This window comes from Marinobacter sp., from assembly GCF_034669625.1.
Lineage (GTDB): Bacteria > Pseudomonadota > Gammaproteobacteria > Pseudomonadales > Oleiphilaceae > Marinobacter.
In genome coordinates this window covers 1-19,398 of sequence record NZ_JAXMOY010000012.1, presented here as the reverse complement: position 1 = coordinate 19,398, position 19,398 = coordinate 1, and the positions used below count along the sequence as shown (strand labels likewise).

15 protein-coding genes are annotated in these 19,398 nt (G+C 54.9%); 5 read left to right on the top strand and 10 right to left on the bottom strand.

Annotated features, from left to right (window positions below):
• Window positions 1-242 precede the first annotated feature (242 nt).
• From VOI14_RS11280 to VOI14_RS11270, 3 genes are all read left to right on the top strand, one after another.
• On the top strand, window positions 243-1,286 hold the full coding sequence (locus VOI14_RS11280; protein WP_323752154.1) for an AraC family transcriptional regulator: 1,044 nt from the start codon (window positions 243-245) through the stop codon (window positions 1,284-1,286).
• Window positions 1,283-2,719, top strand: a complete 1,437-nt coding sequence (gene cls / locus VOI14_RS11275) for a cardiolipin synthase (protein ID WP_323752153.1) — start codon at window positions 1,283-1,285, stop codon at window positions 2,717-2,719. The genes VOI14_RS11280 and cls overlap by 4 nt, the downstream gene beginning before the upstream one ends.
• A gap of 70 nt (window positions 2,720-2,789) precedes the next feature.
• Window positions 2,790-3,449, top strand: coding sequence for a GntR family transcriptional regulator (locus tag VOI14_RS11270; RefSeq protein ID WP_323752152.1), 660 nt, complete (start codon window positions 2,790-2,792; stop codon window positions 3,447-3,449).
• On the opposite strand, the gene VOI14_RS11265 is transcribed toward VOI14_RS11270, so the two are convergent.
• Together VOI14_RS11265 and VOI14_RS11260 are read right to left on the bottom strand one after the other, a co-directional pair.
• Complete coding sequence (locus VOI14_RS11265; protein ID WP_323752151.1) at window positions 3,443-5,653, bottom strand: patatin-like phospholipase family protein; 2,211 nt, start codon at window positions 5,651-5,653, stop codon at window positions 3,443-3,445. The genes VOI14_RS11270 and VOI14_RS11265 overlap by 7 nt on opposite strands.
• Window positions 5,654-5,669: 16 nt before the next feature.
• Window positions 5,670-6,272: a hypothetical protein gene (locus VOI14_RS11260; RefSeq protein ID WP_323752150.1), complete on the bottom strand. Its 603-nt coding sequence runs from the start codon at window positions 6,270-6,272 to the stop codon at window positions 5,670-5,672.
• A gap of 239 nt (window positions 6,273-6,511) precedes the next feature.
• On the opposite strand from VOI14_RS11260, the gene VOI14_RS11255 reads away from it, so the two are divergent.
• Window positions 6,512-6,877 (top strand): hypothetical protein, encoded by a 366-nt coding sequence (locus VOI14_RS11255; protein WP_323752149.1) that lies wholly within the window; start codon window positions 6,512-6,514, stop codon window positions 6,875-6,877.
• Between the two features lie 6 nt (window positions 6,878-6,883).
• On the opposite strand, the gene VOI14_RS11250 is transcribed toward VOI14_RS11255, so the two are convergent.
• From VOI14_RS11250 to lptM, 7 genes are all read right to left on the bottom strand, one after another.
• A complete protein-coding gene (locus VOI14_RS11250) occupies window positions 6,884-9,526 on the bottom strand; it encodes an ATP-binding protein (protein ID WP_323752234.1) in 2,643 nt (880 codons plus the stop codon).
• 147 nt (window positions 9,527-9,673) lie between these two features.
• Window positions 9,674-11,071, bottom strand: a complete 1,398-nt coding sequence (locus VOI14_RS11245; protein ID WP_323752148.1) for a diguanylate cyclase — start codon at window positions 11,069-11,071, stop codon at window positions 9,674-9,676.
• Between the two features lie 11 nt (window positions 11,072-11,082).
• Window positions 11,083-12,012, bottom strand: coding sequence for a tyrosine recombinase XerC (gene xerC, locus VOI14_RS11240; RefSeq protein ID WP_323752233.1), 930 nt, complete (start codon window positions 12,010-12,012; stop codon window positions 11,083-11,085).
• Between the two features lie 38 nt (window positions 12,013-12,050).
• Window positions 12,051-12,806 carry a DUF484 family protein gene (locus tag VOI14_RS11235; RefSeq protein ID WP_323752147.1) on the bottom strand — a complete coding sequence of 252 codons (756 nt, stop codon included), beginning with the start codon at window positions 12,804-12,806 and terminating at the stop codon, window positions 12,051-12,053.
• 17 nt (window positions 12,807-12,823) lie between these two features.
• On the bottom strand, window positions 12,824-13,738 hold the full coding sequence (gene dapF, locus VOI14_RS11230) for a diaminopimelate epimerase (protein WP_323752146.1): 915 nt from the start codon (window positions 13,736-13,738) through the stop codon (window positions 12,824-12,826).
• A gap of 14 nt (window positions 13,739-13,752) precedes the next feature.
• Entirely contained in the window at window positions 13,753-15,003 is a 1,251-nt protein-coding gene (gene lysA / locus VOI14_RS11225; protein WP_323752145.1) for a diaminopimelate decarboxylase, read from the bottom strand.
• Window positions 15,004-15,041: 38 nt separating this feature from the next.
• Window positions 15,042-15,233, bottom strand: a complete 192-nt coding sequence (gene lptM, locus VOI14_RS11220; RefSeq protein WP_323752144.1) for an LPS translocon maturation chaperone LptM — start codon at window positions 15,231-15,233, stop codon at window positions 15,042-15,044.
• A 218-nt stretch (window positions 15,234-15,451) separates the two neighbouring features.
• On the opposite strand from lptM, the gene VOI14_RS11215 reads away from it, so the two are divergent.
• Window positions 15,452-17,896, top strand: a complete 2,445-nt coding sequence (locus tag VOI14_RS11215; RefSeq protein WP_323752143.1) for an EAL domain-containing protein — start codon at window positions 15,452-15,454, stop codon at window positions 17,894-17,896.
• A gap of 50 nt (window positions 17,897-17,946) precedes the next feature.
• On the opposite strand, the gene argH is transcribed toward VOI14_RS11215, so the two are convergent.
• Complete coding sequence (gene argH, locus VOI14_RS11210) at window positions 17,947-19,353, bottom strand: argininosuccinate lyase (RefSeq protein ID WP_323752142.1); 1,407 nt, start codon at window positions 19,351-19,353, stop codon at window positions 17,947-17,949.
• Window positions 19,354-19,398 lie beyond the last annotated feature (45 nt).

Below are 19,398 nucleotides of genomic sequence, written 5' to 3'. Positions count from 1 at the left end.
TGCTCAGCAGTAGTAGATTCCAGAAAGGTACTCTGCCAGTGCGACAACGTTCTCACGTTCACTTTGACTATGGGGTACAAAGATTTCCTGTTGCATACAACACCTCCACTATGACCTTTCGGTACTTCAACCTAGTGCCACACATGCTATCGTTTATGGAGTGATTGGCCGTTGACGCGCCGTGCCATTCATTTGACATTTTGTAACACTTTCAACAATCACCACTGAATTCAGGCACTGGCATGATCGATGTCCATCCAGATAATGCACAAATCCCACACGTTGCAGCCTCCAGCACGCTCGCGCTGGTGCACTATCTGGAGACAAGAGGCCTTCTTGATTCTGCAGAGATAGAACGAGAGACGGAGCTCGAACTCAACAAGCTGGAAGATCCTGATCTTCGTATTCCGGCCACCACCCATTACCGCCTTTGGGAGCTTGCAGAGCAGTTAACCAGCGATCCGGGTGTGGGCCTGCATGCCGGTCAGGTTATCGACCCAGATCGGATGGGGCTGGTGGGGCATGTGTTTTTTAACTGCGACACCTTGGGCGAAGCGGTCATCCAGTACGTGCGTTTGTACCGTTTGATTAATGAATCGGTCACCCTCAGTTTCGAGCAAACACAGAATCAGGCGATACTAACCTGGCAGCCCGACAATCCGGATTATTACTCTCGTCTGGACATGGATCGCACGCTGGCTGCGGCTATCTGCCGAACCCGCCATTTTATTCACAAAGGCATCAAGGCCGACTGGGTTGAAATCGCCCACCGGGAGCCGTCCTACGCGAAGGAATACCAGAAATTGTTTGGCGGTCCCGTTATATTCGGCTGCGGCGTAACCCGACTCGCATTCTCGGGCGAACATCTGGACCACCCCATTCCACACCGCAACCCCTATGTGTATTCCGCGGTATTGAAACAAGTCAATGCGGTGCTGGCCCGGCTGCAAACCCGTCGATCGTTCGGCCGCAAGGTGCGCCGGCTAATCTCCCGGCAAATGGCAACCGACAAAATCGACGCAGACACTTTGGCGCGGCAATGTCACATGAGCCGACAAACGCTTTATCGCCAATTAAAAAAAGAGGGGTTGAGCTTTCAGGAACTGGTGGAACAAATACGCCGTGATAAAGCACTCAGGTACGTAGCCAACGATCAATACGCGTTGGGAGAAATTGCCTTTCTACTCGGTTTCTCAGAACTTAGCGCCTTCAGCCGGGCTTTTAAACGCTGGACAGGCGTTGCGCCGGCCCAATTCAGAGCCGAACACAAGGACAGTACCCCATGATCGAGGACACCTTTACGTTGTTGGCGATCCCGCTTGGGCTGTTCTATCTCGCGGCCTTGGCCTGTATCTATCGTATTCTGTTGACGTATCGCACCACTCAAGGTGCTATCGCGTGGATCACCACGCTGATCGCACTGCCCTACGTGACCGTGCCGTTGTTCATACTTTTTGGCCGTTATCGTTTCGGCGGCTACATGAAGGCCCGGCGTATGGGCAACAAAGCTCTCAAAGGTCTTCTCGAGCAGTTCGAACGCCAAACAACCTCGATACCAGAGCCCAATCAACAGGAGTTCGGGGACGAGCTGCAAGTTCTGTGTAAATTAAGCCGCCAACCCTTTACCAGCGACAACAAAGTTACCCTGCTGAAGGATGGTGAAGCCACCTTCGAGGCGCTGTTCCAAGCCATGGAGGAAGCCAGGCAGTACATCTTGCTGGAATTCTACATTGTCCGCTCCGACCGCGTTGGCCAACGCATCAAAGCCATTCTGGAGCGCAAGCTGGCTGAAGGCGTGAAAGTGTGGTTGCTGTACGACGATATTGGCAGCCTTTCGCTGTCTCGTCGCTGGCTCAAGGAGTTGGCGGACGCAGGGGCCAGCGTTGCCTCCTTCGGCAAAGGCAACATTCGCCGTCGCCGCTTCCAGATTAACTTCCGGAACCACCGAAAACTGCTGGTCTGTGATGGCAAAACCGGCTTCGTGGGAGGGATTAATTTAGGCGATGAGTACCTTGGCACCGCCATGGATCAAGAGCCTTGGCGCGATACCCATTGCCGGATCGAAGGGCCAGCCGTTACCGGCTTGCAACTGGCCTGGCTGGAGGACTGGAACTGGGCCAGCAACACCAAACCCAAGTTAAATTGGTCCCCGAGTTTTAGCCCTCCCGGTGACGACAAGGTTCTGGTGCTGCCAACCGGCCCCGCCGATACCTGGGAAACTTGCGCTTTATTTTTCCTGAACAGTATCAACAACGCTCGAACCCGAGTCTGGATTGCCTCCCCCTACTTTGTGCCAGACGTTCAGGTCATCAACGCTCTTCAGCTGGCCGCTTTGCGAGGGGTTGATGTCCGCATTCTGATTCCCGAGAAATCCGACAGCCGACTCATCCGAGTCGCGGCGTACTCCTATCTCATTCAGGCCCGTCAAGCCGGCATCGGGATCTATCGCTACCAACCCGGCTTCATGCATCAAAAAGTGGTTTTGGTGGATGATCGCTATGCTTCGATTGGCACCGCCAATCTGGACAACCGCTCCATGCGCCTGAACTTTGAAATTATGGCCATCAATACCAGCCCCCCGTTCATTCAAGAAGTGGAGGCGATGCTGGAAGAGGATCTGAAGCATTGCAGGCTGATGACGGAAAGCGATTATGAAGATCGTTCTTTACTGTTCCGCCTATGGTGCCGAACCGTTCGCCTTCTGGCGCCGCTGCTTTGAACTGGTTCTCAGTTAGGGCTTGTGCGAACATGACGTTCCTGAAAATAATCGAAATAACCACAGAACGTACATGACTGCATTCAAGCCCAAAGAGACACTGACGGAACAAGTCGCCCGCCACGTTGAGAATCTGATTGCCTTCGGGAAACTTCGTTCGGGCGAACGTATTTACGAAAGTGCTATGGCCAAAGAACTGAACGTCAGCCTAGGTTCAGTCCGCGAAGGCCTGCTCTTGCTCGGAAAGCGACATCTGGTAAAAAACGTCCCTCGCAAAGGTGCGTTCGTGACCACGCTGGATGAGCATTTCGTGCACAGTCTGTATGAAACGTTGGAGTTGTATCTGACCCACACAGGTCGAAAACTGGTTAGCCAGTGGCAACCCGAAGACATGGAGCGGCTGGAATCACTGCGTGAAAAGATGCAGCGCTGTTACGAGCAAAACGACTTGTTGGCTTTTCTGGAATTAGGCATCGAGTACACTCAGGCATCGCTGGTTTACGCGGACAACTACTTCATCGTTTCGGCGATCGACGACTTGTGGCCGTCAGCAAAGCGGTGTGCTTTTGTGGCTTTCCGTCAAGGGGGCAAACAAGTCCTTGAAGACAATCTGGCGCATATGGAACAGTCCATTCAAGCCATTCGAGCCCGCGATGAGCGAGCCTTGGCGGAGATTCTCCACAGGTACGCGCTGCAGCAACGCCAGCAGGTGCTCACGGCACTCGCTCAGTAGAACAATTGAGTAAACGAAAAACCGATATTCATGTAGGCTGTCCAATCGTCTTCGTTATTGTAGGCAACAGACAATTGAACCGGCCCGACAAACGTATCGACGCCTGCAAATACGCTCCACGAACGGACTAAGTTGTCCCAGCGAGCATCGTCGATACGTTCCCATGCATTACCCGTCTCGAACCCAACCCCGGCAAACCAGGGCAGGAACGGTCCGCCAAACTCTCTTCGGGCATAGGCCGCGGCCAAGGCAGCGTCACTGCCACTCAACTCTCCGGCCGCATAGGCCGACAGCCTTCTGAAACCGCCCAGACGTGCAGCGTTTTCAATACCGGATTCGCCATTCACAACCTGCTCCGTGAACAACAAACCGGTCACGTTGAAACGTCGCCAACTGGTCGTTCCCAGCAACATCCCTGTGACCGAGTCGAAGTCTCGATCAGACCCAAAATCACTTCGTTCAAAGCGAGCCCGTACTCCCGCAAACGCGCCTGATTTCGGGTAAAACGTATCACTGAGTGAGTCGTGTACCAGTTGCACATTGACATAGCCCTGATTGATTCGGCCTGAAGGGGCAACTTTCTCGCCGACTTCCTCATCTACTTTTGCAGAGCCCCGAACATAGCCAATGCGAACTTCGCCGTCGCCCCCCAGTTCCATGCCAATGGCCATATCCGCCTTGCTCAAGGTCACATCAATCTGCGCAATTCGGCTGCCATCTTCGTAAACGCTGTAGTCGTCTCGCTGGTGTTGCACACCGATCACGGCAAATCGTTCGTAACCGAAGTCCAGTGGCTGATACCACTGAGTACGCACCCACGGCTCAGTGCCCAATTGCACGCCGGTATGCCACTCGGCCCCCAGACTGTTGAGCTCGGTCATCCGGAGCCCGGACGCCAGATTAAAACGGGTGTCGCCGTCAAAATTATCTTCGTAGTTCACGCCAAAAGAGAGGTAGTTCGGGCCCCAACGCTTCTCACGAGCCTGAATATTCAAAACCGGCCCCTGCTCTGACGGCCGTAAAGACCAAGACACCGTTTCGTAATAACCCAGTCCATAGATTCGTTTGAGATCAGACTCGAGTAACTCCACATCCAGCCTTTCTCCTTCTTTCTGCCGCACCCGCTCCTTGAGAAATTCTGTCGATAACCTGCGACCTTCCTGGAATTCGATGCGGGCTACCGGATCGGCAGACTCAGAACGCTTTCCCAAACCCTCCCGAAAGGTTTGCCACTGCTCTTCCGATACAGCCAGGCGATTAAGCGATACCGCATGCGCGCGAGCCGCCGTTGCCCCCAGTTCAAAAAGCACCGGCCCGTCAAAAAAATCTGCAGAGCCGTATCCTTCCAGCTTGGGCCGAATAAGCACGTCGTTATCGGTTAACAAAGCGAGTTGGTCTTCAGTATTCCGGCGGGTCAGCAGCGTTGTAAGCTGGCCGACGACTGAAAAAGCTTCTTTTATCTGTTCGGTTTTCAGCAGCGGGTCGGTGATATCCACGGCGATAATAATGTCGGCCCCCATCTCCCGCGCCACACTGACCGGCAGATTATTCGCCACGCCGCCATCCACCAATAGACGACCACCTCGTTCAGCGGGCGCGTAGACTCCGGGAATGCTCATGCTGGCGCGAATGGCCTCCGCCAGATTGCCGCTATCAATGACCACCTCTACCCCGGTTTCCAAATCCGTCGCTACCGCTCGGAAAGGGATGGGGAGTTGATCAAAATCCTCCACCAAAGCGGCATCTCTGGTCAGTTCGTTCAGAATCAGACCGAGATTCTGGCCCGTCACCAATCCCCCGCCGACCCGCAGGCCTTCAGTGTCGACACCGATTCCGGGGGTAATGGGCAAGCGCCAGTCTGATTGTTTACGACGAACCGGTTTGTATACGCGCCCCGGGTTATCCTTGAAACTGGCCAGCCAATCCAGATCAATAAACCGTTGTTCGATTTCATCAACCGACATGCCTGATGCGTACAAGGCTGCAACTGCGGAGCCGGCGCTGGTACCGACGACCATATCCACCGGCACCTTTATTTCTTCCAGAACTCTGAGCACACCGACATGCGCCATGCCTTTGGCGCCGCCACCGCTCAGCACCAACCCCACTTTAGGGCGGACTTCCTGGGCAGCACCGGACACTGGCACTGCGCACAGCGCAACCAGAGCGGAAATCAGAGCAAAAATTTTTGAGAGAACGTTCAAAGTGGCTCAGTTCGAATCAACTGGATTTGTCGTCGTCGACCAACGAGATATGGGATGTATCCGGCACGATGGGAGGCGGCACTTCCCGCTTAACACCCAGATCAGAGCCCGGCGGCGCCAAACTCCACTCATCCAAATGCTCGAACATGGGCGTTTCTACTTCCTGATGTTCTGCGAGCGTTACCCCGACCGGGTCTAGGCTAAGGCTCGAATCGGCCAGAATCTCATCCACTTTTTCACCGGCCACCGGCAGACGCTCGCCCGGCTCCACTTCTGGCGTTTTACCTGATATTGATTTGGGCGCTGGCGCTTTCTCTTCTGGAGCAGGCCGCGTGTCCCCGGCCTTCGTTTCAGCGGCAACCTTGCGGGGCGGCACCGATGTCTGCCTGCCTGCAGTAGCCATTGGCTGTATATACACCACCATGCCATGTTTGTTGAGCACTGCCTGGTATTTCTCTGCTTGCTCCAGGTCCAACTTGTTGCGGATCACCACCGCCTGACCACTAAACATACGGTCCAGTTGCTCAACACTGGCTTTAAATAAAGCTGTGGCGTTGGAGCGGGCGGTGTTCAGATCAGTGCCTGATGTACATTCGCCCTTGAATACGAGCTGGAACATGGCATTACCTCATTTTTCTTTTCAGGGTGCTCGGTTTCATCATAGCTGAAAACTGTCCCGCAAGAGACCAGCGGAGTTCGATGCTTCGCTTAACAAACGCTGATTGTGTCAGCATTGCAAACAATTGAAAAATTCCGGGAGTTTTGGCAGAAAAAACCGGCACTCTCTGCAATAATCAATTGTAACCAAAACTTACATTTGGTTACGGTGATGTTTTTATTGTCCGACGAGATAGGCCTATGCGAATTCGAACCCTTGCCTTGTCTTTGGCGCTGTTGAGCGGCGTCACGGCCACCAATGTTCAGGCAGGTAATCTGGACATTCTCATGCAGCAGGTGTTTCCACACGCTGAAGCGACCTACATCGGCTTTAAAAGCGTTGAGCGCGAGGATATCCCGGCAACGGCAGACGTTGACCGCAAATATCTCGTGGTGGATTTTCGCTTCAAAGGGTCCCTGCCATCGACACAGCAACTGCAAGCCAAGGTACACCAAGTGTGCATGACCTTGTTTCGGGATCAACAACTGATGCAATCACTCACAGACTCCGGGTATGACATGGTGTCCGTGGCCTTTGATCGTCAGTCCCAGTTCGATTGCCTGTAACCAGCCTCAGCCTTGACCCAGTAGACGGGGAAACGCCTCCAACGCGGTGTTCACCGAATCCAGATTAAAGGCATCCACGTCCGCCAACAGCTTTTCACCGTAACGGGTAACGGACAGAGAACGATGACGCTGGCCCCAATCCACAACTCTCAGGGCAAAGTCTTTCATTTGCTCCGGGTCGCCGCTCTCTCGAACGTCTTGCCACTCATCGCCAAAGTCTCTGGCGAGACTTTCCCGCAACCAGCCACGCTCCTGCATACTCATGGTCTGGGCCAACAGACGCTCGGACTCTTCCGGTGTACCGTCGTCTTCTGCTTCTTCGACGGTGGCCTCAACCCTGGGCAAAACGATGGTAAACGTCGACCCGACATCGGCTTCACTCTCGAGAGTTAACTCGCCCCCCATCATCTCCACCAGCTTACGGCTGATGGCCAGCCCCAGCCCGGTACCGCCATAGCGTCTGGAGCTTTGACCTTCGTGCTGTTCAAAGGCATCGAATATTCGGCTCTGCTGGTCCGGAGCAATGCCGATGCCGGTATCCTTGACCGTCACCACCATCCGGTAGTATCGGACGTCAGCCTCGCTTTCGTCTGGTTCATCCAATAACTTGGCTACCACCCGGACCGTCACTTCACCTTCGTGAGTGAATTTGATGGCATTACCGACCAGGTTAAACAACACCTGCCGCAATCGCGTTTCATCGAGCACCATGGCGGACGGCAAACCTGCACCGACACTAACCTCCAGCGCAATGCCCTGCTCCGTTGCCCGCAGATCAAAAATATGACGAACATCGCTCAGCAAACGACGCACAGAAACCGGCGCAAAATCCAGACGCATTTTGCCCGCCTCAATCCGCGACAAGTCCAGGATGTCATTGATCAACATCAGCAGGCTTCGGCTACCCGCACGAATGGCGTTCAGATAATTCCGCTGCTGGGGATCGGTAACCGAGTTATAGAGCAGGTCGCTGTAGCCAATCACCGCATTCATCGGTGTCCGGATTTCATGGGACATATTGGCGAGAAATTCGCTTTTCGCGCGGTTTGCCAGCTCCGCTTCCCGAGCCAACCGTTCGGCTTCCAGTTTGGCGGCTCGCAGCTCGTCCTCACTCCGCCGCAACGCGTTTTCTGACCGTATGCGTTCATCGACTTCTAACGATAATTTTCGGTTCCAATACAAGAAGATAAGCACCACAACGATGGCGATCAGGATAATACGCCGGACCACCGTGTAATCAGTCTCCTGTTCAATATCCAGGTGGATCCAGCGATTGTAGACGGCCTCGCCCTCAGCCTCCGGCAAACTGCCCAGAGCCTTGTTAAGAATCCGGTGCAATTCGGGATTGTTCTTTCGAACCGCTAAGCGCAAATCATACTGGTACGGTGTGATGCTGGTAATTCTGAGGTTCGACAAGCCCAAGCGCGCAACCGTGTAACTGACAGCGGGGATATGGGTGACCATCACATCAAGATCGCCATTGGACAACGCCAGCAATCCATCGGCCACGGTGTCCTGTGGGTAGAGGTCGAGATCCGGGTGATTGATCAGTAAATAATCATGACTGGCCTGGCGGTTAACCACGCCAACCTTTTCGTCACGTAATTCACGCAGATCACCGATGAATCGGCCGCTATCGCGAATCGCCAAGGCAATGGGCACGGTCACGTAGGCCCGGGTAAACAGAAATTCCTGCTCGGTTCGGGGTGTCCGAGACAACCCTGGCAGAATATCCACACTTCCAGCCTTTAATTCGTCTTCGGCAGAGGCCCGTGTCTCCATGACTTTTTTGTGGAAGTGGACGGCCAGATTATCTTCCAATCGACGGATCAGATCGGCAACCAATCCAGACGGCCGGCCGTCCTGCTGAAATTCGAAGGGGGCCCAATCCCTTCGCAGCCCGACCTTGAGGTTCGGATTTTTCTCAAGCCACGCTTTCTCTCCCACGGTTAGCGCTACGCCCCGGCCCTCCAGCATGGGCACATTGCCTTGTAACCATGACAACTGGATTCCCTGGTGTTCGCCAGGGCTGATGGATAAAACCGCCCTATCAGCAACGCGAAATAGCTGGTGCTTTTCGGTCGGCACCTGAAAGACCACATCCACTGGCCGGCTATCCAGAAGAACCGCCAACCCGATGCCGTTGACCATCGTTGATTCGAGATAGTCGGAAACCACTGGCACCGGAGCCAGGAATGCGTCGGCATTGCCGTCCAACACTTGGCTGATGGCTCCTGCGATATTCTCTACCGGTACGGGTGTGAAGTTATTTACGGGGTCGAGTAGCGGAAACTGGTTTGGATCATCCCCTATGATCGCGACATTCGCCGACTCCAGATCCGCCAATGTACGAAAACCAGCATCCCCGGCATTCACGAAGACCCCATAGGTGAGGCTCATGATCGGTGTGGTGTGCCGCAATCCGGGTATCACGGGCGCGCCAGGAACCCGGGTTGTCAACACGAGATCCGCAGATTGCTCCTGCTCATTCAACATGAACGGCTCAACCGGAAGGTCGAGTTTTCGAGAAAGAAGATCCAGATAGTCTGCCAGCAGACCTACCAACTGGCCGTTTCCGCTGTCAAAAATGAGCGGCATTTGGGTTTCCCGGACACCAACTCGAATGCTGTCGAGCTCCTGCAGCCACATCAAATCATCAAGACTTAGAACCGGAGCGGGGGAATTTTGTGGCGGGTCAGCTTGCGCAGCTGCGGTCGAAAAACTTACCAACAGAAACAACACGAGCTGGGGGAGAAACGTCACTGCATACCCTCACGGTGCCACGAATGTGGATTATTAATTAGCTACAACACGGTTCCGGCCTGTTGCCTTGGCCCGGTAAAGCGCCCGATCGGCCCGCTCGAATGCTTGATCCTCACTGTCGCCAAGAACAAATGAAGCCAGTCCCGAAGAAAACGTAATGCTGACCGGATTCCCGCCAAAATGAAACGGCAGGTTCTCCACATAGCCTCTCAGCTTATCCATGACAGCAAGGGCTTCCCCCATTCCGGTCTCCGGCAGCAGCAGCGCAAACTCTTCGCCACCAATACGCGCGATGAAGTCGGTTGCCCTTAATCGCCCCTGAAGCTCCCGAGCAACCAATTGCAAGACACGATCACCCGCCTTGTGCCCATAGGTATCGTTAATTCGTTTAAACAAATCGATATCCACTACCGATACCGTCAAAGGATGGCCATAGCGCTGCCAGCGGTTGTATTCAAAATGCAGCCGCTCTTGCCAAGCTTCGCGGTTTGGCAGCTGAGTCAGCAGATCGGTCATGGCACGAGCGCGTTCCCGGCGAATTTGTTCCTGCATCTGCTCGGAGCTAGCTTCCATTGCAGCCATTTTTTGCTGCATGGATTCAAGCTGTTCGGCCATCAGGCTTTCCCGCTTATTTTCCTTCTCTTTGAAACGCCCCAAGGCTTGGGCAATCTGCTCAAATCGCTGCCCCACCGACTGTTTCAGGCTTTCTAAATCTTGACTGACCCTGAGGTCTTCGTTAACCAAATCAATCTCTTCATGAATTTCCCGATCGAGTATCTCTGTATCATCCTTGCGTGAAGAATTGGATTCTGACTGATGAGCAAAGTGCTCGCGCAAGGTTTCAAGTCGGGCATTGAGCCGCGTTAAAAAGGCTTCGAGTTCACGTTGATGATGGGTAATCGCACGGATTAACAATTCAGAGACGGCTTCGAGGCTCGTGCGCAACGTGCTCCAATCAAGATTGGAAAGCAGCGTTTGTTGAAGCTCTCTGGCCCTTAATTCAGCATCTGGGTCAAGCGTCACTTTCTCCAATACCTGACTGAGCAAATTCCCCACCCGCCGGGCGATGAGGAGACGGTGATCCTTATCCGAAATATCAATGCCGTCATCGCTGCCGCTGGCCGGTATAGGTTGCCGCGCAGAGTCATCATCGGACGCGGGTGTTTTTTCGCCGTCTAACAGGGCAATCTGCCGATCAATCTGCTCCTGCAGCCGGAACCACGCCTCTGTATCAAGGGTCTTGCGTCGAAGGGCTGTTCGCATCCGGCTTAGCAACTGATCAAGCTCGGGGCGCAGACCTTTCGAGGCCACGCTGGTTCTTACCAACATGCGTTCAAGCAGCTCACGCTGCTCACGGCATTGACGTTCCTGCTGCTCAGCTTCTTTCAGTACCTGTTGATATTTTTTCTTCCAGGATTGCTCCGATGCCATGCAGTGCTCCGTTATAGGTCGGCCAAGTCCCTGTCAGAGCCGGACGCTTTCGCATCCGTCCGCCGACGAGCCCGGGGGTGGCTTTGATCGTAAACCCGGGCAAGATGTTGAAAGTCCAAGTGAGTATAGACCTGAGTGGTCGTTATGTCCGCATGCCCCAGCAGTTCTTGCACTGCTCTTAAATCACCACTGGACTCGAGCATATGGCTGGCAAAGGAATGGCGAAGCATATGCGGATGCATGCGCTGATCCGCGCCCTGCATTGTTCCCCACCGCGCCAGACGAGCCTGGATACTGCGCCGGCTCAGTCGGTTGCCCCGCTGGCTGACAAACATAGCGGGTTCACCGTCAGCCACGAATTCAACGCGGCACTCCAGCCACCGGCGAACGGCTCCGGTAGCTTTGATTCCCACCGGAAGCACCCGCTCTTTATTGCCTTTCCCCAACACCCGGACTTCCCCGCCAGCCAAATCCAGGGCATCCAGATTGAGACCGGCCAACTCCGATAGCCGCAGGCCCGAAGAATACATCAATTCAAACATGGCCAAATCACGAATTTCCAGCGGATCGTCCGGATTAACCTCAAGCAATTGATTCAGCTGATCCACATCCGCGACTTTGGGCAATCGGCGGCCACTTTTCGGGGCGTGGATATCCAGTGCTGGATTATCTTGAGCAACCCCTTCCCGAAGGAGAAACTGGTAAAAGCGGCGGATAGAGGATAGGTGTCGAGCAATGCTTCGCCCACCTAGACCTTCTTTACTCAAGGTGGCGACGTACCGCCGTATGTCGTGACTTGTCACCTGCGCCCATTGTCGAATACCGGCTTCAGTGAGCCAACCGACCAAACGCTGGAGGTCGCGGAGATAGTGTTCGCAGGTTCGTAAAGAGTGGCGTTTTTCCGAGGTTAAATGATCTGAAAAACCAACCAACGGCACCATAAGCGCCTCTGACTGCGCCCCATCGAAACCTGCTTCGGTCACCCTTGACCACTCTCCACGGTTAACTCGGCTACTTTTGCGGCATCCGAACCATGCCGTTTAAGCACCGGGGGCAACAACCGGCTAAGCGTGTCACTGATGTAACTCAGAAACAGCGACCCCATATTCTGATCAAAGTACCCAGGCTCGCAACTGCCCACGGCAAAGACTCCGACCAGCCCTTCATAACGCAGAGGTACCAGCGCCACCGAGGCTATGGGTTCATCACGATCCGGGAACAGGAAAGCTCGCTCCGTTTCCCTAAACTGACCACACACGGCCCGATCACCGTCCAACAGGGCTCCCAAGCGCTGCTCAGCCTGCGCTTTGCCCACGATGTGCAGGGCACCATGAGACTGCCCCAGCTTGTTCACATCCCCGAACAACAGAATCGAGGCAGCATCGAGGCCGAAATCCCCCCGAATGCTGTCATCAATAGCCGACGCCATGTCCTGCAGGTTTTTAGCTTCAATCACCTGCATCAACAACCGTTTGCTCTTTTCGAACAATCGGTCGTTATGGCGAGCAATAGAGACCAGCTCCATCATTTCACTGCGCAGGGTATCCCTCTGTTCTCGAAACAAGTGCACTTGCCGTTCAACCAGAGATATCGCCCGCCCACTGGCGTGGGGCAGCGTCAAACTGCGCAACAGCTCGTCCTGATCGAGAAAGAAGTCAGGATTGGCTCGAAGGTACTCGGCCACCTGCTCCGGGGTAAGTTCGCCGGCCTTCTGGCGGGCCGTTTGTTCTGTCATCACGTTCTCCTGAACCATCAGGCCCTGTTTTTATGCGTTCTTGAACTTTTCCGTCGGCGGGGCGGCGGGTCGCCCGGCAGCCGCAACTGGCCGTCAAAGACCGTTGTTGCAGGGCCTTCCATCATAACAGGGGACCCTTCACCCTGCCATTCGATGACCAGCGGCCCACCTCTCAGCTCCACTTTCACCTGCGAGTCCAGCAGTCCCCGGATTTGGCCAACCACAACAGCGGCACAAGCCCCGCTGCCACAGGCCAAGGTTTCACCGGAACCTCGCTCATACACGCGTAAACGAGCATGGCTCCGGTCAATGATCTGCAAGAAACCAATGTTGGCGCGGGCCGGGAAACGCGGATGTTTTTCCAGCAGCGGCCCCAAGGTTGAAACCGGCGCTGTATCCACATCATCGACCACCAAAACACCGTGGGGATTGCCCATGGATACAGCAGAGAGCTCCACGGTCTGATCCATAACATCCACCGTATACACTTTCTTTTCGCAATTGGCGGCGAATGGAATCGCCGGCGGGTTCAGTTCAGGCACGCCCATATTCACCATCACCTGACCATCTTTGCCGATTTTCAGCTCGATGATGCCTTTGGCGGTCTGCACCCGAATCACCCGTTTGTTGGTCAAACGCTGATCCCGGACAAAACGGGCAAAGCAACGCGCACCATTGCCGCATTGCTCAACTTCAGAGCCGTCGGCATTAAAAATCCGGTACCGAAAATCGACATCGGGCAGGCCTGGAGGCTCAACGACCAGAAGCTGATCAAACCCAATGCCGAAATTCCGGTTAGCCAAATCCCGAATCATCTCCGGGCGCAGGCGAAATTGCTGGCTGATGGCATCCACCACCATGAAGTCATTGCCCAAACCGTGCATTTTGGTGAACCGGAGCAACGGGCCTTGCCCCCGTCTTTGCTGCGTCATATGCGGCTCCCCACTCATTCCGGCAAACAACTTTCCGGAGCCAGCTGATCGTCCAGAGTTTCCCGGCGACGAACAACATGTACCTGATCACCGTCAACCATCAACTCCGGCGGACGATTACGAGTATTGTAGTTAGAAGCCATGACGAAGCCATAGGCACCGGCTGACCGGACCGCCAGCAAGTCGTTGGATTTCAAGGTCAGCGCACGATCTTTACCGAGGAAATCACCGGTCTCGCAAACCGGACCCACCAGATCCCAGACCTTCTCTTCACCCTCATTGTGGGGCTTGACCGGAACAATCGCCTGCCAGGCACTGTAAAGAGCGGGGCGAATCAAATCGTTCATAGCGGCATCGATAATGGCAAAGTTGCGGTGTTCGGTGCACTTCAGGAATTCCACCTTGGTCACCAAGATACCGGCATTGGCTGCGATAGAGCGGCCCGGCTCGAGTATCAACTCCAGCTGACGATCTCCCAGTCGTTCCGATAAGGCCGTCACGTACTCGGAAGGCTCGGGCGGGGTTTCCTGATCGTAGGTCACGCCCAGTCCGCCACCCAGATCGAGGTGACGAATATTTATGCCCTGCTCGGCTAACGCATCAACCAACGCCAGCACGCGGTCCAAGGCATCCAGGAACGGGGCGACGGTGGTCAACTGCGAACCAATGTGGCAATCAACGCCTTTGATGTCCAGATTCGGCAAGGTCGCCGCACGGGCGTATACCCGAGCGGCTTCCGCGATATCAATGCCGAACTTGTTTTCTTTCAGCCCGGTCGAGATGTAAGGATGCGTGCCAGCATCAACATCCGGGTTCACTCGCAGAGAAACCGGTGCTTTCACACCCAGCTCACCCGCCACGGCATTCAGTCGGTCAAGTTCGGTATCCGATTCCGCGTTGAAGCAACGTACACCGGCTTCCAGAGCTCGCTTTATCTCCCACTCTTGCTTACCAACGCCCGAGAAAACAACCTTGCGAACATCGCCACCGGCTCGGAGCACTCGTTCCAACTCACCAGCCGAGACAATATCAAACCCGGCACCTAGCCGGGCCAACACATTCAGCACAGCGAGATTGCTATTGGCTTTTACTGCGTAACACACCAGGTGCGGTCGATTACTCAGCGCATCGTCATAGGCCCGATAGTGCCGTTCCAGAGTGGCGCGGGAATACACATAAGCCGGCGTACCGAACTGCTCTGCAATTTGGGCAACCGGAAGATCTTCAGCGTAAAGCTCGCCATCGCGGTAATTGAAATGATCCATTCTTTTCCTGAACTCGTTAGGTAGGGTAAACGTGAACGTCAGTGTGCCGTTTTCTCGTTATCGCGCGCATCATCGACTGCTTCGGACACATCCGGTGCGCCCTCAGGAACATCGACTGCCACGGGCGCATCCCGGTACAGCGGTCCCTTCTGACCGCAGCCACTGATGACGAGCATGGTCAGCAGACACAGTGCCACATAGCTCAACCGAAGCGCTTTCATTGTCTGCATACGTTTACCCTTGCGTGAATAATAGGCGAAGTATACCCGAGACCCATCCCGCACCGCGAGGCCAGCTCCGTGTCGAAGCGACAGGTTGAACCCGAGGTTTTTTTCATCTTGATAGCCAGTATCATGGGCTGCTCGTAGCAAGGCTGGCAAACAACCATAAGAATAACCGGTTCCGGGCTGATTCCGGGACCGGCAGATCATGATGAGGCATCTGCGCAGTGAAAGAGTTCCTGATCCAACGCTATCGCCCCGACCCTTCCGGGCCCGCCATTCATCCGACGCAACTTCGGGTCGATGTTGATGGCTGCATTACTCACTCGGACAGGCATGCGGAAGCCATGTTTGGGTACGACGCCAGCGAACTCACGCAACTGTCAGTGCAACACATTCTGGCCTCGCGGCAGGATGACCCCTTCGCGCCAGCACACCGTCACCGTTTAACCAACGGTCAAACCGTACTGGTCACGTTCAAGCACAAAGAAGGTTTCTTTTTCACAGCATCGCTTGGCCTTCGGCTTGAAACACTGCAGAACGATCCGGAAACCAGCACCTCCATCACGCTGAAAGACAGCCAGCAAATGGACGGTCGCCTGCTCGGGCTGGCGGAACACAGTGCAAACTTCGGCTTTTGGGAATTAGACGTTACTTCCAATGAAGTGTTCTGGTCTGAAGCCATGTATCGATCGCTGGAGCTGCGCACGGGCACTGACCTCTCGCCCGAACAGGCTTTGTTCTACTGTCAGTCACACCAAAACCGGGTGCGCGCGTTGTTGCGTCGGTGTAGACGCTCCGGCCAACCATTCAGTATCGAGCTGTCGATCATAACCAGTCGCCAGCGGCTGGTGCGAGGCACGCTAGCCGGACGCGCTCTTAAAAGTGGCGGGCGCATTCAGCGGTTAGGAGGCGTATTCGTCAATCACAGTTCAGCCATGCGACATGACCAGCAAAAACAACAAGCTCAGCGCTTGCTCAAAGCCACAGCAACCGCCACCCCCGATTTGGTCGTTGCCATCGACACTGACTTCAACTTGCTGCATTTCAATGGTGTCTGGGAACAGCAATTTATAACCGCCTTCGATCTTGAGCCCCAGCAGGGGGACAATTTGAAAGCGCTGCTCAAAAATTTTCCAAACGAGCGGCGATTAATGGAAAGTCTGTGGCATAAAGCGTTCGAACGAGACCACTTCGTTGCGGAAATGCCACTGTTCAGCGAAGACACATCCTCTTCCTTATTCGAACTTCATTTTCAGAGCATGCACAACGACAGCGGCGAAGTGATTGGCGCCGTCCGCATCGCCAAAGACATTAGCAGTCAGGCCCTTCAAAACAGCAGCGGCGATTACCGTATGCGCCACGATCCGATTACCGGCCTGATGAACCGCCGCGCATTCATCGCCCATCTTGAGCGCGCCATCAGCCACAGGCACAAGCGCCCGTCGGTCGACAGCCTGCTGTTTCTGGACATTGATGACTTTGATGGCTTCAGCAAACTTGCAGACAGTGGCACCTGCGAGCGGTACCTACGCGAACTGGCCAGCACACTGAACCTGCGCGTTCGAAAACGCGATGCTCTGGCCAGACTGGGGGGTGATACCTTTGCCCTCTTCATCGAAAACTGCCCCGAAGCACGCGCCCGGAAAATTGCCGATGAAGTACGAGAACAGATAGCCGAATTCCAGTTCGAGTGGCAGCAAACAACGCTCCAGACGACGGTCAGCGGCGGCTTGCTGATCATCGACAACGATGCCCCTGAGCAACCTGAGACCCTGTTAAGCCAAGCCGCCGATCTTTGTCATACCGCAAAAACCTCCGGCCGGAACCGCATTCACACCGCTCATGCCTTACCACCTGAACAAGATAGCGAGACCGGAAGCGAGCGGCGATTACAACAATTGCGCCAGGCTCTGGATGAAGAGTCTTTGGTTCTGGAGTTTCAGGCGCTGAAACCTGTTGCCAGTGCCACTTGGGGCGACCATGTCGAAATACTGTGCCGCCTTCCTGCCGGCTCGGATAACGGCCTGCTCAAACCCGAACAGTTTCTGCCGGTGGCGGAACGCTACGACCTCGCGAAAAGGCTGGACCGGCAAGTTATCCGACAAACACTCACCTGGCTCAGCCAGCACCGCTTGCTGGAGCCGCGTCTGAAATACTGCGGATTCAACCTGTCCTTGGCATCGGTTCTGGATGACACCTTTGCCGACTTCATGAAGCAGGCCGTCGCTCAAACCCCGTTTAACGCGCGTTGTTTTGTCCTGGAGATTCGGGAGTCCCACGCGACACGGTATCCGGATGAGGTTGCCGTACTCTGCGATGCACTGCATCAGATCGGCTGCAGAGTTGCACTGGAAGGCGCAGGGGCCTCGGTGGAAAGCTACAGTCTGGCGGCCAATTTGCCGGTCGACATCATCAAACTCGACAAGCGGGTGATGCACAAACTGGAGAGCGATCCGGTTCAACAGATCATGGTCGATGCTCTACACCGAATCGCCGAAACAACTGGCAAAGAAACCGTGGCAACCTTTATCGAGAATAACGAAACCCTTCGAAAAGTGCGCTCACTGGGCATTCATTTCGGGCAGGGCTACCGGCTCGCACGACCTCAAGCACTGGAAGAGCTGACGCCCGTGGTGGTGGAGTTAAGCACTGGGCGCATTGGAGGGTAACGGAATACCGGCCGAAAGCAGGCGCCGGTATTCCGTCATACGCTTATTCGTTAAAGCGCCGCTCTGGCACGCGCAACTGCGGCCAAAACCTGATTCGGCGCGGTACCACCCAAGTGATCGCGGGCCTGCACTGAGCCATCCAGCGTCAGCACATCAAACACGTCGTCGCCAATCACGTCAGAGAACTGTTGCAATTCTTCCAGCGTCATTTCAGACAGATCACGGCTTTCGGCGACACCAAACGCCACAGACTTGCCCACAATTTCGTGGGCATCGCGGAACGGTACACCTTTTTTGACCAGGTAATCCGCCAAATCCGTCGCTGTCGAGAAGCCGCGCTTAGCCGCTACCCGCATGTTGTCCGCTTTCGCCTTGATGGCGGGGATCATATCGGCATAAGCCTTCAGGCAGCCTTTAATGGTATCCACGGTATCAAACAGCGGCTCTTTGTCTTCCTGGTTGTCCTTGTTGTAGGCCAGCGGCTGGCTTTTCATCAGCGTCAGCAGGCTGATCAAATGACCGTTCACCCGACCGGTCTTGCCACGCACCAATTCCGGTACGTCCGGATTCTTCTTCTGAGGCATGATGGACGAACCGGTGCAGAAACGGTCTGGAAGATCGATGAAATCAAACTGGGCCGATGTCCACAACACCAATTCTTCACTGAAACGAGACAGGTGCGTCATCAACAAGGAGGCAAAGCTGCAGAATTCGATAGCGAAATCCCGGTCACTGACTGAGTCCAGCGAGTTTTCGGAGGCACGGTCAAAGCCCAACAGTTCCGCCGTCATGTTGCGATCGATCGGGTAGGTGGTGCCCGCCAGCGCCGCCGCGCCCAAAGGCATAACGTTCACACGCTTGCGGCAGTCCTGCAGGCGCTCGGCATCCCGAACCAGCATTTCGTACCAAGCCAGAAGGTGATGGCCAAAGGTGACCGGCTGGGCAGTTTGCAGGTGGGTAAAACCAGGCATGATGGTAGCGGCTTCGCGCTCCGCCAGATCCAGCAGCCCAGCTCTCAGTCGCGTTAATTCTTCGGCAATGACATCAATTTCATCGCGCAGGTACAGGCGAATATCGGTAGCCACCTGATCATTCCGGCTACGGCCGGTGTGCAGTTTCTTACCGGTAATACCAATGCGTTCGGTGAGCTTGGCTTCGATGTTCATATGCACATCTTCCAGACTCACAGACCACTCAAAACGGCCAGCTTCGATCTCTTCCTTAACGCCCTTCAAGCCTTCGATGATCTGGTCGCGCTCGGCGTCGGTCAGCACACCTACTTTGGCCAACATGGTGGCGTGGGCGATGGAGCCGGTAATATCATGGTGGTAAAGACGCTGATCAAAACCCACCGATGCCGTGAAGCGTTCAACAAAGGCATCTGTCGGCTCACTGAAGCGGCCGCCCCAAGGTTTTTCGGAGGATGTGGTCTGGTCAGGTTTTTTCTGATCCGTCATGGTCTATCTTTCCTGCTGATAGCCCGGCATCATCAGGCCGGCCGT